Here is a 25,956-nt window from a genome sequence, read left to right as displayed (position 1 = left end):
GTTACAGAACAGCGAGAGAAGTGTATTTAGAAAACCGACAGGAGGCAACGCAGCATGAACAGTAAGGTAAACAAAAAAGAGCCTAACGGCTCTTTGTCTCAAGATGGTTTGGCTGTCGCAGTTGAGGGTTGCGGGCAGCGTGCGAAGGCTATATGTTTTATAGCACATTTATAGTGGTCGTCAAAGTCTTTGCTATACTACACGCAGGCACGGTAGTGAAATGAGGTGAGTCGCATGGCACCTCCCGACAAGATCGGGAAGCTCGGTACGGTGAATATCACGTACCGTCGGGGTCATCGAGGACCAATCGTGGTGGTTGGTATGCCGGAGTACGACTTTGGTAGACTCCAGAACCTGGTAACCGCATATGAGGAACACGACAAGGCAGTGGATCAGCTCAATGACCATCCGAATCGTAGGACTCGCAATCAGATGTTGGGGATGCTCGGGTTGCCTCTCCAGGGGCCGCATCTTCATATGGAAGTAAAGGAGTACGAGTTCCCAAGTTACGACACAGTCGGCGTCTTGGGGGTGCGACGTGCTATCAACAAGCGCATAGTCCGCTTGACTCCCAAATATATCGAGGAGGTGGTATCCAGTGAAGGTCACTAACACGATCGTTTAAGGTCTAATGTTATAATTAAAGTTACTATGTTTCAAATGTCAACAATTAAGCAACTTGCAACCGAACATGGTTCGCCACTTTTTATCTATGATCGTGTCTATTTGCGCGATCGCGCTCAGCAGCTTATAGCGCTTGATCTGCCGTTCGGCCTAACCTCTCGTTACGCGGTTAAGGCGAACAACCACCCCGAGGTCGTGGCATTACTGAATGCTGAAGGGCTGCATTTTGACGCTAGCTCTAGTTATGAGACGACGGAATTGCTTGAACAGGGAATACAGGGTGAGAGAATAAGTCTCTCAAGCCAGCAGCCGGCGCATAATCTCGCAAAGCTTCTTGCGGCTGGTGTGCTTTATACTGCCACATCGCTCCATCAACTAGAGCTTTTCATACAGGAAGCTCCAAAGGGTATGGGTGTTGGATTGCGTATCAACCCTGGTCTCGGTGCAGGTCATAACAACCGCACGACAACTGGTGGTGCTAACTCAAGCTTTGGGTTATGGAATGCGTATCTGCCTCAAGCTCTAGAAATGGCAAAAAAGGCTGACATTAGGATTACTCGACTACACATTCATATAGGTTCCGGCGCGGATCCTAAGATGTGGGGTGAGGTGATAAAAACGGCACTCAATATTGTTCGTCAGATGCCAGATGTTACCGCTTTAGATATTGGAGGTGGCTTTAAAATTCATCGCTACGGTGATGAACATGAAGCCAACATGACAGAAATTGCGAATGTTTTTAGTACCGAACTTAAAGTATTTGCCGAGGAAACCGGCAGACGACTACATTTGGAGATTGAACCTGGTACATGGTTGGTAGCTCATGCAGGTATACTTGTGGCACAAGTAGTTGATGTTGTTGATACAGGTGCCGATGGTCATACTTTTTTGAGACTTAACACTGGAATGAACGATATTATCCGACCAAGCATGTACGGCGCTCAGCATCAGATTGATACACTAAAAGATACAAATGAGACAGATGAATATGTTGTCGTTGGGCATAACTGCGAGACGGGTGATATATTAACACCTGCCGCGGGAGATCCTGAAGGTTTGGAGCCTCGTTTAATGAAAAAAACAGCAATAGGTGACATGGTGGTTATTCATGATGTTGGTGCCTATTGCCGTAGTTTTGCTGTTCACGGATATAACTCGTATCCTTCGGCAAAAGAAGTTTTTGCTTAATTCAAACAATGTGAAGATTGCCCTATACTGCATGGGCGATGAGTATGCTACCATTGGTTATGGCGTATTCAGAAGTAAAAATTGGTGATCCAGTATATTCTGAAAATCTTGACGATGTGGGGAGAAATTATGGCTTTGAGGGTCTTATGGCGCGGTTTGCGCACGCCTTAGGAAGGGTGGGGCTTGCCGAAAACGAACTGATACAAACGACGCTCGCATTGGGCGTCGATTTACATGAAGGTGATAGGCGCACTTACGAGCCATACATTTATCATCCAATCCGGGTAGGTATACGACTAATTGAAGAACTGGGTGTGACCGACGCGATAACAATCGCTGCAGCACCTGTGCATGATGTTATTGAAGATCATCCTGATGAGCTTGCAAAACTCGAATTTGACAGCATTCCAGATGAACCGCATCTTCAAAGGAGGCTTGCGCATAGTGCGCTTGCGCTCATTGCTTCAGAAGATGTGGCGAATGTTGTACTTGAGGTATCTAATCCGATTCTTGGTCCAGATGATAAGAAACTAGAAACGTATATTGAACATACTGCACGGCTGGTTGTCTATGGAAGTCCACGGGCGGCCGCGTTAAAGCTTGCTGACTTTATAGACAATTCAGGTATAGCAACAGGCGAGGATCCGGGGAAGCGGTCGAAGTTAGACCGAAAGCAGGGGCCCGTTTACGGAATGCACGTCGCGGGGCTTTCCCGGTTGGATAGTCTCGTCTCGACAGAGGCGAAGCCTGAAGTGGTAATGGCACTTTCGCACCGTCATTTACGCGCGCTTGGTCGCTTAACGCAGAGAATCGACTCGCGTGAGCAACAATAAACAAGGCACATGTGGTTTACAGGAAGAAGATGCGACTGGGTAGTTTACAGACTGACAGTTTCCCTGTATAATTAAGCGCATACGTCGTGGAGTCTTTTTATGGACTGCCATACGAAATATAATTAATAGGAGATAAAATCCCATATGGCAGATTTCGATCGCACTAAGCCGCACGTCAACGTTGGTACCATGGGTCACGTTGACCACGGTAAAACAACTCTAACTGCTGCAATTACAGCTGTACTTGCAAAGCGTCTTCCAAGCGCTGTTAACAAACCAGTTGCTTATGACCAAATTGACAACGCACCTGAAGAGCGTGCACGTGGTATTACCATTGCATCTTCTCACCAGGAATACGAGTCAGCTAAGCGTCACTACGCTCACGTTGACATGCCTGGTCACGCCGACTACGTTAAGAACATGATCACGGGTGCTGCACAAATCGATGGTGCTATCCTCGTAGTTGCTGCAAACGATGGTCCACTTCCACAAACTCGTGAGCACGTTCTGCTTGCAAAGCAGGTTGGTGTGCCTAAGATCGTTGTCTTCCTTAACAAGATGGACCTCGCTGATCCTGAGCTCGTTGAGCTTGTTGAAATGGACATCCGTGAGCTGCTTGCTAAGAACGGCTTCGATGAAGACGCTCCTATTATCAAGGGTTCTGCTACTAAGGCACTCGAAGGTGATCCTGCTAGCGAAGACGCTATTATGGAACTCGTTGAGGCTCTTGACTCATACGTTCCAGAGCCAGTTCGTGATCTTGACAAGCCTTTCCTTATGCCTATTGAGGATGTGTTCTCGATCAAGGGTCGTGGTACGGTTGCTACTGGTCGTATCGAACAGGGCATCGTTAAGCTTAACGATGCAGTCGAAATCATTGGCGTGAAGGCTACTCAGCAATCAGTTGTAACTGGTATTGAGGCCTTCAAGAAGAACCTTAACCAAGGTCAAGCCGGTGACAACGCTGGTCTCTTGCTTCGTGGTATTGAGCGTGAGCAAATTGAGCGTGGTCAGGTTGTTGCTAAGCCAGGCTCAATCACTCCACACACCGAGTTTGAAGCTGAAGTTTACATCCTTAAGAAGGAAGAAGGCGGCCGCCACACTCCATTCTCAAAGGGTTACAAGCCACAGTTCTACTTCCGCACAACTGATGTTACTGGTGAAGTTGAACTTCCAGCTGACAAAGAAATGGTTATGCCTGGTGACACCGTTACCTTCAAGGTAAAGCTTCTTGCACCTATTGCTATGGAGCAGGGTCTTAACTTCGCTATCCGCGAAGGTGGCCGTACCGTTGGTGCTGGTGTTGTAACAAGCATCACTAAATAATAACTGACTAGTTATAGCGACGAGAGGCCTCAATTCAAGAGGCCTCTTTTGCTGAGGAGAATATGTACCACTACCGCAAAACTCGTAATGCCTATGCGAAACACAACGCCGGCGACAGGAAAATAGAAGGCTGTACGTTTTGTAATGAACTTACGCACGGCACAAAGATAATTGAAGAGGGCAAGACGATGTTTGTCATACCTAATCGCGTGTCCTACGATATTTTTGAAGGTCGTAAGGTGACCGATCATCTGATGATTATTCCGAAACGACACGTTGATACATTTGACGACTTCACCGATGAAGAGGCCTTGGAATTTATACGAATGACTGGTGCGTATGAAACAAGAGGATTTAACGTATACGCGAGAGGTCGTGGAAGTATTAGCAGATCGGTTATACATCAGCACACTCATCTTATTAAGACAGACACTAAGCGAACCAAGGCCATCTTTTATATTCGCAAGCCACACTTTCTAGTAAAGCTTTAAAAGCAAACACCCGCTCCTGAAGCCCGAAGGCGCCAGGGTGGGCGCTGCTTGACAGGCATGGGAGCGGGTTTATTCCTTGAGGAGTATCTCACCACCTTTCACGTTTAGGCCACATGCGGAACAGCGACGCTTCATCGCAAGACCGCGCCGTGCGGGTGTATAGGAGGTATCGCCATCGAACCGATGCGGCCTCAGGACTAGCCAGCAGGGAATGCCGAACTTTCTGGGCTTTGATGTCTTGCAGGATGATGGAGCTTCAGGTGCGCCATTGGAGTGCTGCGTAATGTCAAACATCCTCACGTCTCCTCTCAGGGATATGAGGTGATGATAACATGGATATAACATGGTTAGGGCCTATTGGCAAACGGGTGTAATTAGTATAAAATAACGAATGTATTAACATCATAGCCACCGAGAACTCAGCTGGACGTGAACAAAGCACGATTCTAGCGGAGGTTACGGGGTAGCACATAAAGGAGCAGTCCATGCCAGAAACAAAAGAAGCGGGTCTTCGTATCCGTATTCGTCTAAAAGCCTACGACCATAAGGTCATTGACCAATCGGCAAAGCAAATTATTGACACCGCACTTCGCACGGGTGCAAGTGTAGCGGGTCCTATCCCACTTCCTACTCGTCGCAGTAGCTTCACCGTCGTTAAGTCTCCACATGTTTACAAGACTGGTGGTGAGACCTTTGAGATGCGTGTTCACAAACGTCTTATCGATATCACAAACGCAACACCAAAGACTATTGATAGCCTGCAGAACCTCAGCCTTCCAGCTGGTGTTGATGCAGAAATCCGCATGTAAATTAAGCATGCAATAGAAAAAATCCCGGTTATGCCGGGATTTTTTGATTGCAAGGACATGGCCGCTGCAGGTTGTGCAAGCGGCCAGCCGTCTCGGCCAGCGGGCCCTTGTGGGGCGTAGCCATGTCTTCGTTCATCGCACGGGTTGTAGCCGTCGCCTCGCATCATACAGTTCGCTCAGGGCCTTGTGAAGGTACTTGAGCCGCGCATATGTCAGCGGTCGGAAGCACCACAGACGGTCTGAGAGACTGATGTGTGCGCTGGAGTTACGACAGAGTACTCGACGAGCCACAGAGCCGTCCGAACGGACGACGTAGCGTCGAATAGTATCGTCCCATCCATACCGATCGATGTACAGCTCACTCTCTCGAGCGGACGCCCCAATGAGCACCTTCTGGGTGCTAGGACGATCACGATCACAGGGGACAAGCAGTACACACTCGGAGTCGATCAACTCCTGCGCGCGGGTACGAATTGACGCGGTGAGTTGGTGCAGAGGTGGAGACTTGCGCAATCGTCGCGTGACGATTGGGGTCAGGGCCAAGACCAGGCACATCATGCCGATAGATCCTAGCCTCGCAGACGGATTCCTGGTTGTTGCCATATTGGCAATCAGAAAGCCGCAAGCGAAGATTGTTGTCAGCAGGTAAGCCCAGTACAGGGGGCTGTTCCGGGACATCGCTTCCTTCCTCTATGGGTGAACGTAAGACAGACCTGTCAAATAATAACATGTTATTAACGGTAAGAGGAATACAATATGTGTATGTTCTTATCGTTGCATGACATTCATGTGAGTGTCAGGACCAACACTCTGGATATCATCATACATACTATGAATACGAACGGTAAGATACATTACCCAAATGCCAAAACCTAGGACAAGACCGCCAATAATAAGCCAGTAAATAGTTTGCTGGGTGATTTTAAATACTACAAAGGGTTTAGGGTTCGATGCGCGTACAAAAGAACGCATTTCGCTTGGTTTCTTTTTAGGTGCTTGTTTTTTCTTGGTTACTGGCATAATTCCTCCAAGGTTTTGTTGTATGGTTTCAGTATGGCCTAAGAATACTGGCTGCGCAAGAGCGTTTGCACTCATGGTTACTTTTGATATACTGACAGGTAATGGCAACGCAAAAACAAAAACCCAGAACATATGCACGTAATCGCCCCGCGACCGTTAGCCGCAAGGGCTACGAAAAGATCTTTGAGTCTGATAGTACTTATTTTCTAAAGCTTGTAGTATTTGTATTACTTGGGACTTTTTGGGTTAAATTCCAAACACCAGTGACATGGCTTGGATTACCTCTGAGTGCTATTCCTGTCGGTTTTTTAGTTGGTCTTTTACTTGTGCGCAAATTTGAAAAGTATCAGGCTGACCGAAAAATATGGTATGCCATCTTGGTAGTGATAACGATTCTTTGCTACTTTGCGCCCTCAGGCATCGTTATTTAGTTAGCGTAAACTGCGCCGCCAGTTATGTCAAAAATGCTTCAAGTGACGTAGTGCCTTCTTTTTTATACTCTGCAGCCAGTTCATGACCGACGTAGCGTACATGCCAAGGTTCGTAAGCGTATCCGGTGAGGTTAGTGGTTTCTTTTTGATATCGAATAACAAAGCCAAAATCGTTAGCGTGTGCTGCGAGCCATTTGCCTTCAACCGTATCACCAAAACAGGCGTTAAAGTTACAGTTTGGACTTGAGGCTCCGCCAATATCTACGGCAAGGCCCGTTTGGTGCTCACTGTAACCTGGCCTAGCGCTAATGGTCTCGGCTGTGGCTTGGCCATATTGGGCGGTGTAGTTGTTGAATAAAGCCGTCTGGTTAGCATACGAACGATAGGCGCTACTCATATTTAGAGTAACGCCCTGCTGAGCAGCAGCATCCACGAGAGCGTTTAGATCGGCACTAATACGCAAACTGTATTGATAGCCGTCGCGACCGAGGATAATATCACTTGGTACGTAATCTTTTGGGTTCATAGGATGCTGTTTATTAACGACAACCCGAAGACTTGCAGGGTCGATGTGTGAATACTTATTTTTATCGAATGGGGGTATTTTTGGAACTGGCGCAGGAGCTGTGGCAACGGGACTCGTCGTTTTTATGGCTACCTGGGGTGCTTTTGGTGCAGCAAGATTCCATGAGTGGGTTAGCGCTACAACCAGCGAAACAACAATGACCCAACGATAAATAGTGCAATGATAACTACCCCGAGTTTGCGCGAGTGCCATGCAAGTTTCATGCTCGTATTTTACCACGGTGGGCTACGAAGATAACTATGTAATAATGATAGTGGTGGCTAAGAGGTCATCAACTTCGATTAAGGTGGCGAACCACATGAGCTCGTGGAAGCGTATCGCAGTGGTTGGTGTTATGACCTTGGGTCTGGCAACCGGCTGTAGTTCTGGCGGTGGAGATGGAAAGAACACCGCTACGGCAAGCCCGACTGTCTCCAGCGTCGTCACTGCGCCGTTCGACGCAACCGTCTCGCTGTCTGACTTCAGCGCTACGTGCAGGGAGGTGGCCTGTTGGCTGCCGACTCAGTGGGCGCCGAAGCTGGTTCAGGGCGAAACGGTATCGCTGCGCGACAAGTGGCCCATGGACGGCATGACCGTCCATATTGTCTGCCAAACCACTGGCGAAATGTATCGCGACCAGACTGGTCAAGAGACAGACGCGTGGTATGGCATTCTTGTCCCTAGTGACAAGCTCGAGCCGCTGAGGCCTGGCGAGGGCCCCAAGGCATTGCCTAAGAACGATGGCTGGATCGGCTATGTTGGTGCCGCCTGGATCAAGGGCGGATTCGGCAAGCAGGCACCTGTTTGCTAGGACACGCTCGAATGTCCATCCCGCGACCCGCTCAGGTGGCGTCGCGGGATGGCAAGTACCCTGTAAAATCGTTGACTCACTAGGGTGAGTGTGCTATAGTTGCTAGGTAACTTTATTACGTAATAACAACTCATTCTTGGTGAATTGGTAGGTCTACCTCAGTAGAAACCCCCAGCCACCAAGAATTTTAAGTGGGAGCAAGAGGGCAATGAAAGCACTTCTCGGTACCAAAATTGGTATGACCCAAATCATCAGCGAGTCTGGTGTTGCTGTTCCAGTAACACTTATTCAAGCTGGCCCCTTAACTGTGACTCAGGTCAAGTCCGTCGAAACCGACGGCTACAACGCAGTTCAGGTGGCATATGGTGAGGGTAAGAACCTGAGCAAGGCCGTGGCTGGTCACGTAAAGACAGCCGGTGTCACCCCGAAGCATATTCGGGAATTTCGTGTCGATGAACTACCAGACCTTAAGGTCGGGGACGTCATTGATGTAACTAAGTTTGAGCTAGGCGATTTGGTGGACGCGACTGGCACAAGCAAGGGTAAAGGTTTTGCCGGTACGGTAAAACGCCACAACTTTAATACAAGCAAAAAGACCCACGGTGGTAACGGAAACGTTCGTAAGCCTGGTTCTATTGGATCGATGTATCCACAGAAGGTCTTTAAGGGTAAACGCATGGCTGGCCGTATGGGTCACGACCGTGTCACGGTTAAGAACCTTGAGGTAGCGTATGTTGACGCCGCTTCAAACTTGATCGGCCTTAAGGGCGCTGTTCCAGGTCCTAAGAAGGGTCTTATTATTATTGGAGGTGAAGCATAATGGCTGAGACTAAAAAAGCAGCTGTATCGACTGCTCTCCCTAAAGAAGTTTTTGCAGTAGAGGTTCCTAACCACGAACTGCTAAAACTTGCCTACGATTCGTTCCTAGCCAACAACCGTCTTGCAAGTGCTACAACAAAGCAGCGTGGCGAAGTTCGCGGTGGTGGTAAAAAGCCATGGAAGCAAAAGGGTACTGGCCGCGCACGTTTTGGTTCAAGTCGTAACCCTATTTGGCGTGGTGGTGGTGTCGTATTTGGCCCTCGCGGTAACGAGAACTACAAACTACGAATCAGTACAACCAGCAAGCGCGTTGCGCTTCGCCAGGCACTGACACTCGCGAGTGAAGCTGGCAAGATCGTCGTAAAAGACGTACCTGCTACTGCTACAAAAACTGCAGAGATGGTTAAGTTTCTCGCTGACAATAAGCTCGACCGCAATGTATTGATGGTTGTAAGTGAAAAGACTCCAGAGTTGATTCGCTCAACGGCTAACATTCAGAACATCCTACTTGTCAGTGCAACCTACCTAAGCGTGTACTACCTTTTGAACGCTGACCACATTGTTATAACTCCATCTGCCCTTGAAGCTATTAAAAAATGGCTGACAAAGGAGGAGGCGTAATATGAAAACTATTACTGTTATTCCACGCGCTACTGAAAAAGCTTACAAGCTTGGCGCCCAGAATGTTTATCTCTTTAACGTGCCACTCGACGCTAACAAGCAAGAGATCATGGCTGCAGTAGAGGCACAGTTCGAAGTAAAAGTAACTGGTATCAAGACGCTTGTCCAAAGCGGCAAAGCTGTTCGTTTCTCTCGCGGTAAAAACCGCTACCCAGGAACAACGCACCGTAAAGATAGTAAGAAAGCCTACGTTACCCTCGCAGAGGGCAACAGCATTCAAGTCTTTGATACGCAGACTGAAGAGGAGAAGAAGTAATGCCTATTAAAGCTTACAACCCAACGACTCCTGCTCGCCGCGGTATGACTAGCCAGGACTTAAGCGAAGTTACCACTCGTAAACCGCTTAAAAGCCTGCTAAAAAGCAAAAAACAGAATGCTGGTCGCAATAACGATGGCCGTATTACTGTTCGTCACCGTGGTGGCGGTGTAAAACGCCACTACCGGTTGGTTAATCACCGGCTTGCACCAGGCCTTACGGTTACGGTTGAAGAGATCGAATACGATCCTAACCGCTCTGCTCGTATCGCCCGTGTAAAAGATCAGCACGGTTTGTATCACTACATCCTTGCTGATACGCAAATGACAAAAGGCAAGGTAATAGTAAGCGGCGATGAGGCTCCTGTTGAGTCTTCAAACCGCATGCCTTTATCTCGTATCCCTGTCGGTTCTCAGATCTATGCAATTGAGATCAACCCGGGCAAGGGCGCTCAGATGGTTCGTTCAGCTGGCACAAAAGCACAGCTAATGGCCAAAGAAGGCGACTACGCACAGGTGCGCCTGCCTTCAGGTGAAGTTCGCCGTTTCCGTTTGGAAGCGACAGCTGCACTCGGTGTCGTTGGTAACGTTCAACACCAGAACATCAAGATTGGTTCCGCTGGTCGTAACCGTCGCAAGGGTATTCGCCCAAGCGTACGCGGTAAGGCTATGAACGCTGTAGATCACCCTAACGGTGGTGGTGACGGTGGTGCTCATGGCGTGGGTGGTACACCTAAGACACCATGGGGTAAGTTAACGCTTGGTTACCGTACTCGTCGTCGTAAGGATACGAGCAAGATGATTGTAAGAAGTCGCCATGAAGCGAAGAGGAAGAGGTAGTATATGAGTCGTTCACTCAAAAAAGGCCCATTCGTCGACTTCAAGCTTGCTAAAAAAGTAGCTGCTTTAAGCCAAGACGATCGAACTATCATCAAGACCTGGGCACGTGCTAGTACCATTAGCCCAGAGATGGTAGGCCGAACGATCGCTGTTCACAACGGTCGTGTACACGTACCTGTGCTTGTTTCGGAAAACATGGTTGGCCACAAACTCGGTGAGTTTAGTCCAACTCGTAAGTTCCGTAAGCATGGCGGAAAGGATAAGAAGTAATGGCTGATCAACCTATCGTTGTACGTGCCTACGCTAAGGGTGTTGACCAAACGCCACGCAAGGTTAGCCTTGTTGCAAGCCTCGTTCGCGGTCGCACTGTAGCTGACGCACTTGTTATCCTTGAAAATGTTCCTAAACGCGCATCGACGCCTGTTAAAAAGGCTATCGCGAGCGCTGCTGCAAACGCCACAAACAACCATGGTCTTGACGGTAAGACACTTCAAATCAAAACTCTGTCGGTAACGGCAGGTCCACGTTTGAAGAGGTTCAAACCTGCAAGCCGTGGTCGCGCACTTCCATTCCAGAAGCGCTCGAGCCACATCTTGGTTGAAGTAACTGGCGCTGAAAAACCTAAGAAGAAGCCAGTTGCAGCACCTGCAGCTGAGTCTGCAAAGGAGAGCAAATAATGGGTCAAAAAGTAAATCCTATTAGCTTCCGCTTGCAAGTTCACAAAAACTGGGATTCACGCTGGTTTGCCGGCAAAAAAGATTTTGCCAAGTGGCTTGCGGAAGATATCAAGATCCGCGATCTGATCGAAAAGAAGTTCGCATCACGCCCAACAATCGCTCGTATCGAGATTGAGCGTTCGGCAAACCTCATCACTATTACTATCCACACAGCAAAAGCTGGTGTTGTGATTGGTCGTGGTGGTGCAGGTGTTACGGAGCTGAAGGCTCAGATCGAAAAGATCGCCAGTCTTCCAGTTCGTATTAACATCGAAGAAGTGAAACGTCCTGAACTCGCTGCCAAGTTGGTAGCCGAAAACATTGCTCGTCAACTCGAGCGTCGTATCAACTTCCGCCGTGCAACCAAGATGGCTGCACAAAACACTATGAATGCAGGCGCCAAGGGTGTCCGTATTCAGGTGGCTGGTCGTTTGAACAACGCTGAAATGGCTCGTCGTGAAAAGATTAGCGAGGGCTCAGTTCCTCTTCACACACTTCGTGCTGACATTGACTTCCACTCTGCTCGCGCTATGCTGCCTGGTGCAGGTATCGTAGGTGTAAAGGTCTGGATCTATAAGGGCGAAAGGACGGATCGGTAATATGTTACTGCCAAAGAAAACTAAATATCGAAAAGTTCGTAAAGGCAAGAACGATGGTATCGCGACTCGCGGTAACTATATAGCCTTTGGTGATTTTGCCCTGCAGTCTATGTCAAACGAGCGTATCACCTCACGTCAGATCGAATCTTCACGTCAGGCGATGACTCGCTACATCAAGCGCGGTGGTAAAATCTGGATCCGTATCTTCCCACACACTCCTGTGACTCGTAAGCCGCAGGACGTAAAGATGGGTAGCGGTAAAGGTAACCCAGAGTTTTTTGTCGCTAAGGTAAAAGCTGGTACTGTTTTGTTTGAAATGAAGGGTGTAGACGAAGCTGTTGCTCGCGAAGCTATGCGTCTTGCCGCACACAAACTACCAGTTAAGACCAAGTTCATCATGAGGGAGCAAGTATAATGGCTGAAAAGAAAACTACACAGGCTACTGAGATCAAAACGCTCGCACAACTTCGCGAAGAAGTAGCGACGAAGCGTGCTGATCTTATTGTTGCTCGTCGTGGCCACGCCATGGGCGAACTTGCAAACCCACGTGTGCTGACAAGTACCAAGAAAGAAATTGCGCGACTTCTGACTGCTATCCGGGTAGCTGAAATCGCCGAAAAGGAGAGTAAATAATATGGCCAAGACATTGACCGGTATCGTGACGTCGGATGTCAACGATAAAACCATCACCGTCACTGTTACTAGTCGTGAAACGCATCCTATTTATGGTAAACAGTACACTGTGAACCGCAAGTATGCTGCACACGATGAAAACAATGAAGCTCACAAGGGTGACAAGGTTCAAATCGTTGAGACTCGTCCTGTCTCAAAATCAAAAAGCTTTAAGCTTGCAAACATCGAAGAGAAATCTCGTGGTTCTATTGAGCTTAAAGATGACGAGGTAAAAGCGTAATGATTCAGCAAGAAACTCGTCTTAAAGTGACCGACAACTCGGGCGCAAAAGAGATTTTGTGTATTCGAGTTCTTGGCGGTACTAAGCGGCGTTATGCTCGTGTCGGTGACATCATTGTTGCTACCGTTAAGCAAGCTAACCCAACTGGTAACGTTAAGCGTAAAGCTGTCGTTAAAGCGGTTATCGTCCGTACGCGTGATCAAATTCAGCGTCCAGACGGAAGCACTATCGCATTTGACGATAACGCAGCAGTAATCATTAACGATGATAAGACTCCTAAGGCGACCCGTGTATTCGGCCCAGTTCCTCGTGAACTTCGTGACCTTGGGTACTCTAAGATCATCAGCTTAGCTCCGGAGGTACTCTAAGATGGCACAACGTATTCAAAAAGACGATGTCGTTAAGATCATCTCTGGCGCAAACAAAGGTGTAACTGGTAAGGTGCTCGCCGTTCTTGGTAAAAAGAACGTTGCTCTTGTTGAAGGCGTTGGCACAAAGCACCGTCACGTTAAGCCAAGTCAGCTTAACCCACGTGGCGGTAGCAAAGATATCCACGTTGCAACTCCTCTTCACAAGCTTGCGCTTGTTGTAGATGAGAAGACTAGCAAAACAAGCCGCATCGGTTACGTAAAGAATGCTGACGGTGCCAAGATTCGTCTTGCTCGCCAAGCTAAGAATAAGGAGATCAAGTAATGGCTACGAAAACCACCACTACTGCCGCTACTCCTCGCTTGAAAGCTCTGTACAACGAAAAGTACGTCGGAGAACTCCAGGCCGAATTGAAACTCGGTAATGTTAATCAAGTTCCGAAACTCGAAAAGATTGTAGTAAGCGTTGGTATTGGCAAAAATAAGGATGACAAGCGTCACACCGAAGTTGTCCGTAATACTCTGACCAAAATTACTGGTCAGGCACCGATTGACCGTATGGCCAAAAAGTCTATCGCTGGCTTCAAGATCCGTAAGGGTATGAACCGCGTTGGTATAAGTGTTACGCTACGTGGTGCTCGTATGTACGAGTTCCTCGACCGTCTTGCTAACGTTGCATTGCCACGTGTTCGTGACTTTCACGGCGTTGGTGTAAAGTTTGACAAGGGTGGTAACTACAACCTTGGTATCATCGAGCAGTCAATCTTCCCAGAACTTACGTTCGAAGAAACTCAGGTGCTCCACGGTCTGCAGGTTACGTTTACTATTAAAAACGAATCTACTGAACACTCACGCGCACTGTTAGAGAAATTCGGCGTACCATTTGAGAAAGAAGGAGGCAAACGCTAATGGCTAAGAAATCAATGATCGCCCGCGACGAAAAGCGCAAGAAAATGATCCTGAAGTTTGCTGCTAAGCGTGCTGAACTAAAAGAACTCGGTGATCTTGAAGGTCTCGCTGCACTTCCAAATAATAGCAGCCCAACTCGCTGGAAGAACCGTGATTTCCTCGCTGGTCGTCCACGCGGTTATATGCGTCGTTTCGGCCTTAACCGTATTAACTTCCGCGAAAAAGCATCTAAGGGAGAAATCCCTGGTGTAACTAAGAGTAGTTGGTAAGAAGGAAAGGAATAAAAAGATATGTCTTTACAATCAACTGACCCAATCGCCGACCTTCTTACCCGCATCCGTAACGCGGCTATGGTTGGCAAGAACGAAGTTCGTGTGCCATCAAGCAAGCTTAAGAAGGTTGTTGCAGAACAACTCAAGAAGAACCACTACCTAACTGACGTTAAAGTAGAAGCTGGTAAACCACGTGACACACTTGTTATCACTATTAACAAGCCAGGCGAAAACAGCCCAATCAACGAGATTTCTCGTATGAGCAAGCCGGGCCGCCGTGTCTATGTTGGTGTTAATGAGATCCCTAAGGTAAAAAGCGGTCGTGGCTTGGTACTTATTAGTACAAGCAAGGGCGTTATCACTGGTCGAGAAGCTGTAAAAGAGCGTCTTGGTGGTGAGTTACTCCTTAAGGTATACTAATTCAAGATAAATGAAGAAAAGGAAGAGTTATGAGTCGAATCGGAAAACTACCAATTGACGTACCTGCCGGTGTGACAATCACGGTCGATTCAGATGTTATCTCAGTCAAAGGCCCTAAGGGTGAACTGACTGTGCCACACCTGAGCGACGTTACTGTCTCACTTGAAGATGGCAAAGCTATTGTTACTCGTAAAGATGACGAGCGTATCGCAAAGGCGCAGCATGGTTTGCAGCGCGCACTTCTTAACAACGCTGTTGTTGGCGTGACAAAAGGATTTGAGAAAAAACTAGAGGTCAACGGTGTTGGTTTCCGCGTAAACGGCGGCGGCCAGGCACTTGAGATGAGCCTCGGCTTCTCTCACCCTGTTAAATACGAAGCTCCAGCTGGTATTAACCTTACTGTTAACAAGATGGAAATCACCGTTAATGGTATTGACAAGCAGCAGGTTGGCCAAGTAGCGGCAGAAATCCGTGCGCTTAAAAAGCCTGAACCTTACAAGGGTAAGGGTATTAAATATGCCGACGAAGTTGTCCTTCGCAAGGCAGGAAAGACTGGTAAGTAATTATGGCAAACCTCGCTAAAAAACTTCTCAATAAGTCTTTGCGCAAGAACCGCGTTCGTAGCAAGATCATGGGTACGGCTGAGCGTCCACGTCTTACCGTCACTGTTAGCAACAAACACGTTAGCGCGCAACTTATCGATGACGTAAAGCAGCGTACACTTGCTGCTGCAACGACTGTTGGTACAAAGCAGACGGGCTCTCTTGCTGAACAGGCTGCACTTGTAGGCAGTGACATCGCTAAGAAAGCTAAGAAAGCAAAGATTAACGCAGTTGTGTTTGATCGTAATGGTCGCCAGTACGCTGGCCGCCTCTCTGCGCTCGCTGACGCTGCACGTAAGGAAGGTTTGGAGTTCTAATATGGCTGAACAAGCTACTACCAACACTCGCTCACCCCGTGCTCCTCGCCGCGACAACCGCCGCGAGCAAGTACCAGCTGAGCCAAAGCAGTTTGAAGAGCTGGTTATCAATATCGACCGCGTGGCCCGCGTTGTAAAGGGTGGACGTCGTTTCCGCTTTAAGGCGCTTGTTGTTGTGGGTGACCGCAAAACCAAGGTTGGTGTCGGTGTCGCTAAGGGTGCCGATGTTCAAGCAGCTATCGCCAAGGCGACGGATGTTGCTAAAAAGAATATGATTACCGTTCCTGTTGCGAACGACACAATTCCGCACGAAGCTGAACTTAAGCTTTCAGGCGCTCGCGTACTGATTAAGCCTGCAGCTCCTGGTACCGGTATTATTGCCGGCGGTGTTGTTCGTCAGATCATCGGTGTAACCGGTGTCCGCAATATGCTTTCTAAGTCACTCGGTTCAACCAACAAAGTGAACATTGCGTACGCTACGATCGAAGCTCTTAAGAGCCTCGTTCCACGCGATGAGTGGCTGAATACCCCCAAAAAGGCTGAAAAGAAGGAGGATAAGTAATGAAATACAACGAACTCCAAGTCAGCGCAAACAAAGGCCGTAAGCGTGTCGGTCGTGGTATTGCTGCCGGCCAGGGTAAGACCGCCGGTCGTGGTACTAAAGGTCAGGGTGCTCGTACGGGTAAGAAACTTCGTACAATGTTCCAGGGTGGACAGCGTGCGCTAGTACAGGCTGTGCCTAAAGCTCGTGGTTTTAAAAGCCTTAAGAGCCCAGCTCAGATTGTCTATATTGACCATCTAAACGCATTCAAGGGTAAGACTGCTGATAACTTTACATTGTTTGAAGCAGGTCTTATATCAACACCATTTCATACAGTTAAGATCATCGCTCGCGGTGAGCTTACTGAAAAGGTGACGTTGAAGGTGCAAGCTGCAAGTGCGAGTGTTAAGGCTGCTATTGAAAAGGCAGGCGGTACATTCGAAGCTGTGCCAACACCTATTAAAAAGAGCGAAAAAGAAGCTGAAAAAGCTGAGAAATAGTACCTCGCGGCTACGCTTTTCGGAGTATACTAAGTATATCAATACACGTACAGTATACTCCGTGGAGTAGTAACGGCTTAGACCATTTTTTGTTAGAGAAGGGGAACGAATAGACTTATGAACTGGAAAACCATTTTCCGATCACTTAAAAACAAGGACATGCAAAAACGTCTGACGATTGTTCTTGGAATTATTATTGCGTATCGGTTACTTGCACATATTCCTGTGCCACTTGCACAACCAACGCAGCTCAAACAAGTTATCAGTAGCGTTGTAAGCGGCAGCGACTTTGGTGGCTTTCTGAACCTACTCTCTGGCGGTGCACTCTCGAGCTTTTCAATCGTACTCGTGGGCATGAGTCCATTTATTACAGCCTCCATCATTACTCAGCTGCTCACTAAAGCGGTGCCGAGTATTGAAGAGCTGCATAAAGATGGTGAATCTGGCCGTCGGAAGATCAACCAATGGACACGTATGATTGCTGTACCACTAGCCATCGTTCAGTCTATCGCTTTCATCTATATTCTACGTCAAACGGTGCTTGCTGGTAACACCACAGCGCTTGGTTCAACAACACCCGTTGAGTGGGTTGTGGCTGTGACAGCTATGACGGCTGGCTCGCTTCTTCTGATGTGGCTTGGTGAGCTTATTACTGAACAAGGCGTTGGTAATGGTATTAGTATTATTATTTTTGCGGGTATTATTAGCCAACTTCCAAATACATTGGCAACGATAGGTCAGTCAGTATTCGATACTTCTCATGGAGCCATGAGTGTCTTTGGCTGGTTTACTATTCCCGTTAATCCGCTTGCCTTCTGGGTAGTACTGGCGGTGGCCATCGCTTCGCTCGTGGTGCTATATCTATTGGTTAAAATCAATGAAGCCCAGCGTATTATTACCATCAATTATGCAAAACGTGTTCACGGTAATAGTAGCTATGGTGGTGTAAAAAGTATGTTGCCAGTTAAGCTGATTGCTGCTGGTGTGATTCCTGTGATCTTTGCAGTAGCCTTTCTGTCGCTACCAGCCTTTGTCGGCCAGGTTATCAAGGCAACAGGTAACCCAGCGTACACAAAGCTTGCGACTAATCTTATTACATGGTTCCAGACACCTCAGGCTAGTACTTTTGCAAACGGTGCTGTGAGTCTTATCTATCCAGCATGCTATTTTGTGCTCGTTATTCTGTTCACGTACTTCTACACGGGTATTGTATTTAATGCCAATGAAATTGCCGAAAACTTACAAAAGCAGGGCGGCTTTATTGAAGGTGTACGTCCAGGCATTCAGACTGAGAAGTATCTTTCACGTACCGTAAATCGTCTAATCCTCTTCGGATCAATCGCTCTTGGTATTATTGCTGTTATGCCATTTGGCGCCGAGTACATATTTGCGCAGCTTGGTGTTAATGCATCTAACCTTGCAATTGGTGGTACAGGACTTCTCATTGTGGTCTCTGTCGGTCTTGAATCACTCCGTCAGATCAACTCGCGTGCTCTGATGGTAACGTATGACGACTACCAGTAGGCAGTTCTACGTTTTGCTATACTAGGCTTAACGCATGAAAAAAATACAGGCTACTTCTACAAAAGTCTCTAAGTTATTTCGAATCGTATTACTTGTAAGCGGTCTTATGATAGCAGCTCTGGGCGGATACATACTCTATAGTACCCTGCATGCCCCAAAACAAACTATTAGCATACTGCCTCCAGCGGAGGTTAAGGCCTCGGTTGAGCAAAAGACAACAGCGCAAAAACAAGCGTATACTGTTCCACCTACGCATCCCCGTCAGCTTACCATCTCTAAACTAGGAGTTGATGCCAACATTTTGCCTATGGGAACTACCAAGGGTGTTCTAAACGCTCCTGCGAGTGCCTGGGACGTCGGTTGGTATGACCAGAGCGGTCTCCCTGGACTTGATGCCAGCGCGCTGCTTATCGACGGTCATGTAAATGATGCACTTAATTCGCCAGGGATCTTCTATAGGCTTTCGTCGCTTGTTTCGGGTGACAAAATTGAAGTCGAACGCGGTGATGGCCAAAAATTTACGTATTCCGTTGTGAGTGTTGAACTGAAATCGCTACGTGATGTAGACATGACTGCAATGTTAAAATCTGCTATTCCCGGCAAACAGGGTTTGAACCTTATTACCTGTGGTGGAACGTACAGTTACGAGACAAAAACATACGATGATCGTGTGCTGGTTTTTGCCGTAATAAACGTGTAGTAGGTTGACTACAACGGTGAATACGCTACAATAAGAAATATCAAAAACTAATACCGCAAATCGTGGTTGCGGAAATCTTGTAAAACGCTTGCGAGTTACAATGTTTTACTGTATAATCTACTACTGTTATCTATGGCGAGTCAAAAGGAAGTAATTAAATTGCAAGGAAAGGTAGTGGAAGCACTGCCTAATACTCAATTTAAGGTTGAACTGGAGAACGGTCATACGATTATTGCTCACATTTCGGGTAAAATGCGTAAGCATTACATTCGTTTAGTGCCGGGCGATAGGGTAGAAGTTGAGTTGACTCCTTACGATCTTACGAAGGGCAGAATCAGCTTCCGCCTCAGAGACGAGCAGAAGAAGTCGAATTACGACCTCGCTGCTTAGTGACAATAATATTAAAGGAAAACTGGAGTTTTATGCGCTCATGAAAGTTCGTGCGAGTGTCAAAAAAATCAGTCCAGATGACCAGCTAGTGCGTCGCAAAGGCCGCTTGCGTGTCATCAACAAGAAAAAACCTAAGAACAAGCAAAGGCAGGGTTAAGCATGGCTCGAATTGCTGGGGTAGTTATCCCATCAGAAAAGCAAGTTCAGATCGCTTTGACGTATATTTACGGCATCGGTCCGAAATTTGCTCGAGACATCCTTGCGGCGGCCAAGATTGAGCCGACCACTCGGGTGAAAGATCTCACCGAGGCTGAAGAACAACGTATTCGCGAAATAGTCGATGCCGACTATACGACCGAAGGTGATTTACAGCGTCTGGTGACTAACAACATTAAACGTCTTAAAGACATCAACGCGTATAGAGGCCTCCGTCATAAAGCCGGTTTACCGGTTAACGGTCAGCGAACCCGTACGAACGCACGAACTCGTAAGGGTAAAGCAGTTGCAGTTGGTGGTACACAAAAGAAAGCAGCTTCTAAGACTTAGAAAGGAATATGAAAATGGCAGATGCTAAAACTTCAACACGTAAGAAGCAGCGCCGATCAGTTCCTTCTGGTCAGCTGCACATCCAGGCAACGTTTAACAATACGATTGTTACGTTCTCTGACAAAAAAGGTAATGTCCTCGCAAGCAGTAGTGCTGGTGCTAGCGGTTTCCGCGGTAGCAAAAAAGGTACTGCATATGCTGCACAAATTGCAGCTGAAAAAGTTGCTGAGACTGCGAAGACTCTTTATGGTCTTCACAGTGTTGACGTGTTCGTAAAAGGTGTTGGCCTTGGCCGTGACACCGCTGTACGCGCACTCAACAACTTTGACATTGCTGTCGATAGTATTAAAGACGTAACGGGCGTTCCACATGGTGGCGTTCGTCCACGTAAGGCACGGAGGGGCTAGTCTATGGCACGAGATACTTCGCCTATTGTGAAGCAAAGCCGTCGCGAAGGCTACGCGCTTCACCCTAAAGCACACAAAATCCTCGCGAAAAAGTCTGGTATTCCAGGCCAGCACGCACACGGTCGTCAAGGTAAAGCAAGTCTTTACTCTACACAGCTCCGTGAAAAGCAAAAAGTTCGCCGTACGTATGGTCTGCTTGAAAAGCAGTTCGCACGGCTCATGAACGAAGCAAGCCGCCGCCCAGGCCTGTCAGGCGAGAACCTGCTGCAACTTCTCGAACTCCGCCTCGACAACGCCGTATACCGCTCAGGCTTCGCGACCTCACGCCGCGCTGCTCGTCAGCTGGTTGGCCACGGTCACTTTATGTTGAATGGTCGTCGTGTTGATATTCCATCAATTCGTTTGAAACCAGGCGACGAACTTGTCGTTCGCCCAAAGAGTACAAAGAGTGGCTATTTCTCGCAAATTGACGATGTCGTTAATAATTCAATCCAAACTCCCGTTTCATGGCTGAAAAGCGATGCAAAGAAGCTAAAGATTGACATTACCGGTCTTCCTAAACGCGAAGAAGCAGAACCAGACATCAATGAGCAGCTAATCGTTGAGTACTACTCACGCTAAAAAGGGTAAGGAGATAATAAATGTCAAAAGTAATTCACAACCCAGCATTGGCCGCAGTGAACGAGCTAAGCACTAATGAAGCAGAGTTCGTCATCGAACCGCTTTACGCCAACTATGGCTACACGCTTGGTAACAGTATGCGCCGGGTTTTGCTTTCGAGTATCGAAGGCGGTGCTATCGTTGCTTTCCGCATCGAAGGTGCTTCGCACGAATTTACTACCGTTGATGGCGTGAAAGAAGATGTCGTTGACATCATGCTTAACCTCAAGAACGTACGTCTTAAAGTTCACAGCGACGAACCTGTCGAGCTTCGTCTTGAAAAGAAGGGTGCAGGTGAAATCACTGCAGCTGATATCAAGACTAACGCCGATGTTGAGGTTATTAACCCAGAACAAGTACTCGCTACTATCGATGATCCTAAAAAGACTGTCGTTATGGACTTGGTCGTTGAAGCTGGTCGCGGTTACCGTACTATTGAAGACGCAAGCGAGCAGCGCCTACACAGCGACATGATTGCACTTGATGCGATCTTTAGTCCAGTACTCCGCGTTCGCTATAAGGTTGACAACACTCGTGTTGGCCAAGAAACCAACCTCGACAAACTCCGTCTTATCGTTGAGACTGACGGTACGCTCACCCCACGTGAAGCGTTTGAAGAAGCTTCGGCTATCCTTGTTAATCAGTACACTGCACTTGCCGGCTCGACGACTGTTGAGGCTGCTCCTGCACTTGGCCAGGTTGACGAAGATGAAGCCAACGAGCTTAACACGCCTATTGAAGAACTAAACCTAACCGCTCGTACAGCTAATGCGCTTATCAATAACGACATCCGCACTGTCCACGACCTTGTAACGCTTAGCGAACAAGATCTTCGTGAGCTTAAGGGCTTTGGTTCAAAGGCACTTGATGAAGTTAAAGATAAACTAGCGGAGCTTGAACTCTAATGCATCGACACGGATACAAAGGGCGCAAGTTTGGTCGCGAACGCGATCAGCGCCGCGCACTGCTAAAAGGCTTGGCAACAAGTCTCGTCGAGCATGGCAAGATTGAGACAACGCTTCCTAAAGCCAAAGAGCTTGTGCGTTATATTGAAAAAATCATTACTAAAGCTAAAAAAGGTGATCTTGCAAACCGCCGCCAAGTGATCGCTGCCCTGAGTACTCAGGCTGCCGCATTCAAACTAGTGGATGAGATCGCTCCTCAGTTGACGGGCCGCACTAGTGGTCACGTCCGCGTTGAGCGCACCCGTCTTCGCGTTGGCGATGGTGCTCAGATGGCAACCGTTTCGTTTGTCGATGAGCTTAAGCCAGTAGCCAAAGAGGAGGCAAAAGCCTAATGGTTAATGCAAAAACCTACTCACAAAAGCCAAGCGAGGTTACTCGCCGCTGGATTTTGATCGATGCCAGCACGGCACCACTCGGACGTCTTGCAACGCAAGTTGCGACATACCTAACGGGTAAATACAAACCAACCTACACGGCACATATTGATGGTGGTGACTACGTCATTGTTATCAACGCTAAAGACACTGTTGTAACTGGCGACAAGGAAACCGGTAAGATCTACTACCGCCACAGTGGTTTCCCAGGTGGTATTAAAGACGCTACTTTGGCCGAAGTTCGTGAGAAGTTCCCAGAGCGTATCATTGAGAACGCTGTAAAAGGCATGCTTCCTAAAAACAAGCTGTCTCCAGAGCGTATGAAACGCCTTCGTGTCTTTGCCGGTAGTGAGCATACTCACACTGCACAAACTCCAGAGAAAGTTGAGGTTAAATAATCATGGCTGAGAATACATACTTCTACGGTCTTGGTCGTCGCAAGAGTGCAACAGCTCGCGCCCGCCTATTTAAAGGCAAGGGTAATGTGACAATCAACGAAAAACCTGCAGCAGAATATCTATCTGACAATAAGACGCTTCTTGCCGAAGTTACCGATCCTCTCGCCCTCGTTGGCAAGCAAAAAGAGTTTGACGTAACTATTCGCGTAAGTGGTGGTGGTCTTTCTGGCCAGGTTGATGCAATTAAGCTCGCAATCGCTAAAGCTTTAACCGTCGGTCACGCCGACCTTCGTTCTACGCTTAAAAAAGCAGAGCTCCTTCGTCGCGACCCACGCGAAAAGGAACGCAAGAAATATGGTCTTCGTTCTGCTCGTAAGCGCGAACAGTACTCAAAGCGTTAGTATATATACGTTTTATAAAAAACCTCCTCTTTACAGTGGAGGTTTTTATTTTTATACTCATATACTACATACTATTTTGACTACAATATTTTTTAGTGCTATAAATAGCGATGTACACAAGATACAGGGGATGTGAGGATAATGACTGTAAGCGCGGTCACTACCGCCACCGTCCGCCAGACTGTTCAGGCGTGGTACATGTCGCTCGTCCAGATGGGCGGCGTACAGATGCCTGGTGACGTCCAGAGCGCCCTGCAGGACATCTGCATCGAGGCTCAGGTCAACGTCACTGCTCTCCCGAAGCCCCTCCAGGATCTACACGATGACATCGTCGAGCGAAACCGTAGGGTAGAGAGGGGTGGCTATCAGAGCTGCTACGAGACCAAGGAGGTCCTTGACATCGTCCGAGAGGCTCTTACGCAACTGTGAGAAGTCGACTCTACATCCGTGTCCGTACGGGGATGGTGTCATAGCGACACCATCCCCACGATCATGTCCGGGCGTATAACCCATTCTGTATCACGCTAGAGTATTGGCGATCTTATTTGTTACCAGCAAAGCGCTCTATCTCTATAGAAGATAGGATTTTATGTATAAACTGGTTACAATAGAGGAACTAATGGCAAAACGAAAAAATATAGAAGCAACCAGGCGGCAAAAGCGCGATTTACTTATTGATCGCACGACGCACATATTAGACCGCACACCTGCGGCTATAGAGCATATGCTTTCAATGAACTTAGTCCAGTCTATACGAATCAATCCGCTAAAAGGTGATGTGCAAGATACTCTGAACGAAATGCGTCATCTTGGCTGGACGGGTGAGCCAGTGTCATGGTGCGAAAATGGATACACAATAGTTTCTGGTTTTATGGAGCTTCGCGATAGTAGTCTTGTAACAGAAGGCAGAATTTATATACAAAATAAATCGAGCTGGTTACCGGTAGTTAGTCTCAATCCTCAGCCCGGTGATGCCGTGCTTGATATTTGTGCCGCTCCAGGCGGCAAAACAAGTCATATGGCAGCCGCTATGCAAAATACTGGGAGACTTGTTGCTAATGATAACTCTCGCACGCGACTAGCTAAGCTGCAGCGCAACATGGAAAGGCTTGGCGCACACGCTGAATATACTCTCTATGATGCAACGCGTCTTGCTCGCACGCTTGAGGGTCAGCTGTTTGATAAGATCCTTCTTGATGCTCCTTGTAGTGGAGAAGGTCTAATTAACCTTCATGAACTAAAAACGCTGGATACATGGTCGGTGGCGCATATCAGACGACTTGCTGATCTGCAAAAAAAGATACTTTTTGATGCCTGGAAATTATTAAGGCCCGGTGGAACACTTGTTTATAGCACTTGCACTATGGCGCCTGAGGAGGATGAAGCGGTAATCGATTGGCTTTTACGACGTACTCCAGATGCAGCTATTAAACCTATAACCATAGCTACAAGGGGACAGTCGGGTATTGAGGTCTGGAACGATCGCAAGTTTGCTGCAAAAGTACATAAAGCCCTCCGAATAGTGCCAGGAGAGGGTGATGAAGCATTTTTTGTATGTAGTCTAGAAAAACTTACAGTGTGAGATGCCTCATTTGAGTGCGCCGACACGGTATGCCATACTACAAACACAATGATCGATATTCTTTTGCACCGCTGGCTAAAGGTTCCCTACGCACTTTACGCGGATACTCGGTCTACAAAAGAAAAACATCCCAAGGTAACGGTTTTATTTATTCACGGAATTGGTAACTCGGGCAAAGCATGGAGTAGTGTTATAGATAGTTTGCCAAAAGATATACGGGTAGTAACTGTCGATCTTTTGGGTTTTGGACAATCTCCTCGACCAGAGTGGGCTATATATAGTGCTAAAACTCAGGCTCGTTCTGTTATCGCAACATTATTTAAATTGCACCTTACTGGGCGGGTAATTATCGTCGGGCATTCCTTAGGAGCCCTCGTTGCGGTTGAGGTAGCTAAACGCTACCCGCTCCTGGTAAGTTCACTCATTCTTTGCAGCCCTCCTTTTTATAAGGAAGACCAATCAAACCCCCGTCTTATGCCGAGTAGCGACAGAATACTTATAAACCTTTTTAAACTGGCAGGGAAGCGACCAGATGAGTTTATGCGAGTTGCGGCGCTTGTTACCCGAATGGGGCTTGTAAATGCCACGTTTAGCCTTACTCCCGAAAATGCGCCAATTTACATGAACGCGCTCGAGGCGAGTATTATTAATCAGACCTCACTTCGGGATGCGATAAGATTGAGAATACCGATTTCTGTGATATGCGGGCTGCTTGATCCGGTTGTTATTATAAAAAATCTTCGATACCTTACTAAGCAAAACAAGCACGCCAACCTTACGGCTATCGTTGCAGGACATGAAGTGCGAGGTCGGCTCTATATTAGTACAGTAGCTCAAGCAATCCGCGATGCAGCAAGATAATAGTGGTAGTAGTAGAATATTTGTGTTATAACTAAAATACATGAACAGACAAACAGTGATCTTTAGCGCATATTGGTTTACCGACAGAAGCTCTGGCGGTTTGTTCCGTGTTTTTTAACACAATCTAAAAAATATCGAAGAGACCGCCAGACAGGCGGTTTTTAAATGGAACAAAAAGGAGATAATCATAGAAACACTGCAACATGTTATAAACCCAGAAATACCACAAACACCCGCAGAAAAACTCGCATTGCTTCAGCTTTGTCTTGACGCATTGCGAAGAGGTGCAAGCGTAGAG

Annotated in this window: 43 protein-coding genes; 41 read left to right on the top strand and 2 right to left on the bottom strand. The window is 47.6% G+C overall.

The window, feature by feature from the left end:
- Window positions 1–234 precede the first annotated feature (234 nt).
- The 6 genes from VLG36_05535 to rpsJ all read left to right on the top strand — a co-directional run bounded on the left by VLG36_05535 (window position 235) and on the right by rpsJ (window position 5,271).
- A complete protein-coding gene (locus tag VLG36_05535) occupies window positions 235–612 on the top strand; it encodes a hypothetical protein (GenBank protein HSW78233.1) in 378 nt (125 codons plus the stop codon).
- A 48-nt stretch (window positions 613–660) separates the two neighbouring features.
- A complete protein-coding gene (locus VLG36_05530) occupies window positions 661–1,812 on the top strand; it encodes a hypothetical protein (GenBank protein ID HSW78232.1) in 1,152 nt (383 codons plus the stop codon).
- 38 nt (window positions 1,813–1,850) lie between these two features.
- Window positions 1,851–2,645, top strand: a complete 795-nt coding sequence (locus tag VLG36_05525) for a hypothetical protein (protein HSW78231.1) — start codon at window positions 1,851–1,853, stop codon at window positions 2,643–2,645.
- A gap of 144 nt (window positions 2,646–2,789) precedes the next feature.
- Window positions 2,790–3,971 carry an elongation factor Tu gene (gene tuf, locus VLG36_05520; GenBank protein ID HSW78230.1) on the top strand — a complete coding sequence of 394 codons (1,182 nt, stop codon included), beginning with the start codon at window positions 2,790–2,792 and terminating at the stop codon, window positions 3,969–3,971.
- A 62-nt stretch (window positions 3,972–4,033) separates the two neighbouring features.
- On the top strand, window positions 4,034–4,462 hold the full coding sequence (locus tag VLG36_05515) for a hypothetical protein (GenBank protein HSW78229.1): 429 nt from the start codon (window positions 4,034–4,036) through the stop codon (window positions 4,460–4,462).
- A gap of 485 nt (window positions 4,463–4,947) precedes the next feature.
- Window positions 4,948–5,271 (top strand): 30S ribosomal protein S10, encoded by a 324-nt coding sequence (gene rpsJ / locus VLG36_05510; GenBank protein ID HSW78228.1) that lies wholly within the window; start codon window positions 4,948–4,950, stop codon window positions 5,269–5,271.
- A gap of 768 nt (window positions 5,272–6,039) precedes the next feature.
- Here the strand turns inward: rpsJ and VLG36_05505 are convergent.
- Window positions 6,040–6,366: a hypothetical protein gene (locus VLG36_05505; GenBank protein HSW78227.1), complete on the bottom strand. Its 327-nt coding sequence runs from the start codon at window positions 6,364–6,366 to the stop codon at window positions 6,040–6,042.
- 26 nt (window positions 6,367–6,392) lie between these two features.
- On the opposite strand from VLG36_05505, the gene VLG36_05500 reads away from it, so the two are divergent.
- The gene (locus tag VLG36_05500; protein ID HSW78226.1) at window positions 6,393–6,722 is read left to right on the top strand and encodes a hypothetical protein; all 330 of its coding nucleotides are present in this window, start codon (window positions 6,393–6,395) and stop codon (window positions 6,720–6,722) included.
- Between the two features lie 22 nt (window positions 6,723–6,744).
- Here the strand turns inward: VLG36_05500 and VLG36_05495 are convergent, their stop codons facing one another.
- Entirely contained in the window at window positions 6,745–7,500 is a 756-nt protein-coding gene (locus VLG36_05495; GenBank protein HSW78225.1) for a M15 family metallopeptidase, read from the bottom strand.
- Between VLG36_05495 and VLG36_05490 the strand changes: the two genes are divergently transcribed.
- The 34 genes from VLG36_05490 to VLG36_05325 all read left to right on the top strand — a co-directional run bounded on the left by VLG36_05490 (window position 7,499) and on the right by VLG36_05325 (window position 25,658).
- Window positions 7,499–8,098 carry a hypothetical protein gene (locus VLG36_05490; GenBank protein HSW78224.1) on the top strand — a complete coding sequence of 200 codons (600 nt, stop codon included), beginning with the start codon at window positions 7,499–7,501 and terminating at the stop codon, window positions 8,096–8,098. The two genes, VLG36_05495 and VLG36_05490, sit on opposite strands and share 2 nt — an antisense overlap.
- A 208-nt stretch (window positions 8,099–8,306) precedes the next feature.
- The gene (gene rplC / locus VLG36_05485; GenBank protein ID HSW78223.1) at window positions 8,307–8,918 is read left to right on the top strand and encodes a 50S ribosomal protein L3; all 612 of its coding nucleotides are present in this window, start codon (window positions 8,307–8,309) and stop codon (window positions 8,916–8,918) included.
- Window positions 8,918–9,538, top strand: a complete 621-nt coding sequence (gene rplD / locus VLG36_05480) for a 50S ribosomal protein L4 (protein HSW78222.1) — start codon at window positions 8,918–8,920, stop codon at window positions 9,536–9,538. The genes rplC and rplD overlap by 1 nt, the downstream gene beginning before the upstream one ends.
- Before the next feature lies 1 nt (window position 9,539).
- The gene (locus tag VLG36_05475; protein HSW78221.1) at window positions 9,540–9,854 is read left to right on the top strand and encodes a 50S ribosomal protein L23; all 315 of its coding nucleotides are present in this window, start codon (window positions 9,540–9,542) and stop codon (window positions 9,852–9,854) included.
- Complete coding sequence (gene rplB / locus VLG36_05470) at window positions 9,854–10,693, top strand: 50S ribosomal protein L2 (GenBank protein ID HSW78220.1); 840 nt, start codon at window positions 9,854–9,856, stop codon at window positions 10,691–10,693. Before VLG36_05475 ends, rplB begins: the two co-directional genes overlap by 1 nt.
- A gap of 3 nt (window positions 10,694–10,696) precedes the next feature.
- The gene (gene rpsS / locus VLG36_05465; protein ID HSW78219.1) at window positions 10,697–10,963 is read left to right on the top strand and encodes a 30S ribosomal protein S19; all 267 of its coding nucleotides are present in this window, start codon (window positions 10,697–10,699) and stop codon (window positions 10,961–10,963) included.
- The gene (gene rplV / locus VLG36_05460; protein ID HSW78218.1) at window positions 10,963–11,370 is read left to right on the top strand and encodes a 50S ribosomal protein L22; all 408 of its coding nucleotides are present in this window, start codon (window positions 10,963–10,965) and stop codon (window positions 11,368–11,370) included. The genes rpsS and rplV overlap by 1 nt, the downstream gene beginning before the upstream one ends.
- Entirely contained in the window at window positions 11,370–12,008 is a 639-nt protein-coding gene (rpsC, locus tag VLG36_05455) for a 30S ribosomal protein S3 (GenBank protein HSW78217.1), read from the top strand. Before rplV ends, rpsC begins: the two co-directional genes overlap by 1 nt.
- A gap of 1 nt (window position 12,009) precedes the next feature.
- Window positions 12,010–12,423, top strand: a complete 414-nt coding sequence (gene rplP, locus VLG36_05450) for a 50S ribosomal protein L16 (GenBank protein ID HSW78216.1) — start codon at window positions 12,010–12,012, stop codon at window positions 12,421–12,423.
- Window positions 12,423–12,641 carry a 50S ribosomal protein L29 gene (gene rpmC / locus VLG36_05445; protein HSW78215.1) on the top strand — a complete coding sequence of 73 codons (219 nt, stop codon included), beginning with the start codon at window positions 12,423–12,425 and terminating at the stop codon, window positions 12,639–12,641. The genes rplP and rpmC overlap by 1 nt, the downstream gene beginning before the upstream one ends.
- A gap of 1 nt (window position 12,642) precedes the next feature.
- Window positions 12,643–12,921, top strand: a complete 279-nt coding sequence (gene rpsQ / locus VLG36_05440; protein ID HSW78214.1) for a 30S ribosomal protein S17 — start codon at window positions 12,643–12,645, stop codon at window positions 12,919–12,921.
- Entirely contained in the window at window positions 12,921–13,289 is a 369-nt protein-coding gene (gene rplN, locus VLG36_05435; GenBank protein ID HSW78213.1) for a 50S ribosomal protein L14, read from the top strand. Before rpsQ ends, rplN begins: the two co-directional genes overlap by 1 nt.
- Window position 13,290: 1 nt before the next feature.
- Window positions 13,291–13,614, top strand: coding sequence for a 50S ribosomal protein L24 (rplX, locus tag VLG36_05430; protein HSW78212.1), 324 nt, complete (start codon window positions 13,291–13,293; stop codon window positions 13,612–13,614).
- A complete protein-coding gene (gene rplE / locus VLG36_05425; protein ID HSW78211.1) occupies window positions 13,614–14,198 on the top strand; it encodes a 50S ribosomal protein L5 in 585 nt (194 codons plus the stop codon). Before rplX ends, rplE begins: the two co-directional genes overlap by 1 nt.
- Window positions 14,198–14,467 (top strand): 30S ribosomal protein S14, encoded by a 270-nt coding sequence (rpsN, locus tag VLG36_05420; GenBank protein ID HSW78210.1) that lies wholly within the window; start codon window positions 14,198–14,200, stop codon window positions 14,465–14,467. Before rplE ends, rpsN begins: the two co-directional genes overlap by 1 nt.
- Window positions 14,468–14,488: 21 nt before the next feature.
- A complete protein-coding gene (gene rpsH / locus VLG36_05415) occupies window positions 14,489–14,890 on the top strand; it encodes a 30S ribosomal protein S8 (GenBank protein ID HSW78209.1) in 402 nt (133 codons plus the stop codon).
- Window positions 14,891–14,919: 29 nt separating this feature from the next.
- Window positions 14,920–15,453 (top strand): 50S ribosomal protein L6, encoded by a 534-nt coding sequence (gene rplF / locus VLG36_05410; protein ID HSW78208.1) that lies wholly within the window; start codon window positions 14,920–14,922, stop codon window positions 15,451–15,453.
- Between the two features lie 2 nt (window positions 15,454–15,455).
- Window positions 15,456–15,809 carry a 50S ribosomal protein L18 gene (rplR, locus tag VLG36_05405; GenBank protein ID HSW78207.1) on the top strand — a complete coding sequence of 118 codons (354 nt, stop codon included), beginning with the start codon at window positions 15,456–15,458 and terminating at the stop codon, window positions 15,807–15,809.
- A 1-nt stretch (window position 15,810) separates the two neighbouring features.
- Complete coding sequence (gene rpsE, locus VLG36_05400; GenBank protein ID HSW78206.1) at window positions 15,811–16,371, top strand: 30S ribosomal protein S5; 561 nt, start codon at window positions 15,811–15,813, stop codon at window positions 16,369–16,371.
- Complete coding sequence (rplO, locus tag VLG36_05395) at window positions 16,371–16,850, top strand: 50S ribosomal protein L15 (GenBank protein ID HSW78205.1); 480 nt, start codon at window positions 16,371–16,373, stop codon at window positions 16,848–16,850. The genes rpsE and rplO overlap by 1 nt, the downstream gene beginning before the upstream one ends.
- 117 nt (window positions 16,851–16,967) lie before the next feature.
- On the top strand, window positions 16,968–18,374 hold the full coding sequence (secY, locus tag VLG36_05390) for a preprotein translocase subunit SecY (GenBank protein ID HSW78204.1): 1,407 nt from the start codon (window positions 16,968–16,970) through the stop codon (window positions 18,372–18,374).
- A 34-nt stretch (window positions 18,375–18,408) separates the two neighbouring features.
- Window positions 18,409–19,074: a class F sortase gene (locus VLG36_05385; GenBank protein HSW78203.1), complete on the top strand. Its 666-nt coding sequence runs from the start codon at window positions 18,409–18,411 to the stop codon at window positions 19,072–19,074.
- Window positions 19,075–19,206: 132 nt separating this feature from the next.
- Window positions 19,207–19,464, top strand: coding sequence for a translation initiation factor IF-1 (infA, locus tag VLG36_05380; GenBank protein ID HSW78202.1), 258 nt, complete (start codon window positions 19,207–19,209; stop codon window positions 19,462–19,464).
- Window positions 19,465–19,504: 40 nt separating this feature from the next.
- Complete coding sequence (gene rpmJ, locus VLG36_05375; protein ID HSW78201.1) at window positions 19,505–19,621, top strand: 50S ribosomal protein L36; 117 nt, start codon at window positions 19,505–19,507, stop codon at window positions 19,619–19,621.
- A 2-nt stretch (window positions 19,622–19,623) separates the two neighbouring features.
- The gene (gene rpsM, locus VLG36_05370; protein HSW78200.1) at window positions 19,624–20,010 is read left to right on the top strand and encodes a 30S ribosomal protein S13; all 387 of its coding nucleotides are present in this window, start codon (window positions 19,624–19,626) and stop codon (window positions 20,008–20,010) included.
- Between the two features lie 14 nt (window positions 20,011–20,024).
- Window positions 20,025–20,417 (top strand): 30S ribosomal protein S11, encoded by a 393-nt coding sequence (gene rpsK, locus VLG36_05365; GenBank protein HSW78199.1) that lies wholly within the window; start codon window positions 20,025–20,027, stop codon window positions 20,415–20,417.
- Between the two features lie 3 nt (window positions 20,418–20,420).
- Window positions 20,421–21,038 (top strand): 30S ribosomal protein S4, encoded by a 618-nt coding sequence (rpsD, locus tag VLG36_05360; protein ID HSW78198.1) that lies wholly within the window; start codon window positions 20,421–20,423, stop codon window positions 21,036–21,038.
- A 20-nt stretch (window positions 21,039–21,058) separates the two neighbouring features.
- Complete coding sequence (locus VLG36_05355) at window positions 21,059–21,982, top strand: DNA-directed RNA polymerase subunit alpha (protein ID HSW78197.1); 924 nt, start codon at window positions 21,059–21,061, stop codon at window positions 21,980–21,982.
- Window positions 21,982–22,374 carry a 50S ribosomal protein L17 gene (rplQ, locus tag VLG36_05350; protein HSW78196.1) on the top strand — a complete coding sequence of 131 codons (393 nt, stop codon included), beginning with the start codon at window positions 21,982–21,984 and terminating at the stop codon, window positions 22,372–22,374. Before VLG36_05355 ends, rplQ begins: the two co-directional genes overlap by 1 nt.
- Window positions 22,374–22,814 carry a 50S ribosomal protein L13 gene (gene rplM, locus VLG36_05345; GenBank protein ID HSW78195.1) on the top strand — a complete coding sequence of 147 codons (441 nt, stop codon included), beginning with the start codon at window positions 22,374–22,376 and terminating at the stop codon, window positions 22,812–22,814. The genes rplQ and rplM overlap by 1 nt, the downstream gene beginning before the upstream one ends.
- Window positions 22,815–22,816: 2 nt before the next feature.
- On the top strand, window positions 22,817–23,215 hold the full coding sequence (gene rpsI / locus VLG36_05340) for a 30S ribosomal protein S9 (protein HSW78194.1): 399 nt from the start codon (window positions 22,817–22,819) through the stop codon (window positions 23,213–23,215).
- A 141-nt stretch (window positions 23,216–23,356) separates the two neighbouring features.
- Entirely contained in the window at window positions 23,357–23,644 is a 288-nt protein-coding gene (locus VLG36_05335) for a hypothetical protein (protein ID HSW78193.1), read from the top strand.
- A gap of 190 nt (window positions 23,645–23,834) precedes the next feature.
- Window positions 23,835–24,797, top strand: coding sequence for an RsmB/NOP family class I SAM-dependent RNA methyltransferase (locus VLG36_05330; protein ID HSW78192.1), 963 nt, complete (start codon window positions 23,835–23,837; stop codon window positions 24,795–24,797).
- 48 nt (window positions 24,798–24,845) lie between these two features.
- Complete coding sequence (locus VLG36_05325) at window positions 24,846–25,658, top strand: alpha/beta hydrolase (protein ID HSW78191.1); 813 nt, start codon at window positions 24,846–24,848, stop codon at window positions 25,656–25,658.
- Window positions 25,659–25,956 lie beyond the last annotated feature (298 nt).

It is taken from the genome of Candidatus Chromulinivoraceae bacterium (genome assembly GCA_035478595.1).
Classification (GTDB): Bacteria; Patescibacteriota; Saccharimonadia; order Saccharimonadales; family Saccharimonadaceae; genus CAMLKC01.
The sequence above is the reverse complement of the archived record's forward strand: the minus strand, read 5'-3'. Positions and strand labels throughout refer to the sequence as shown.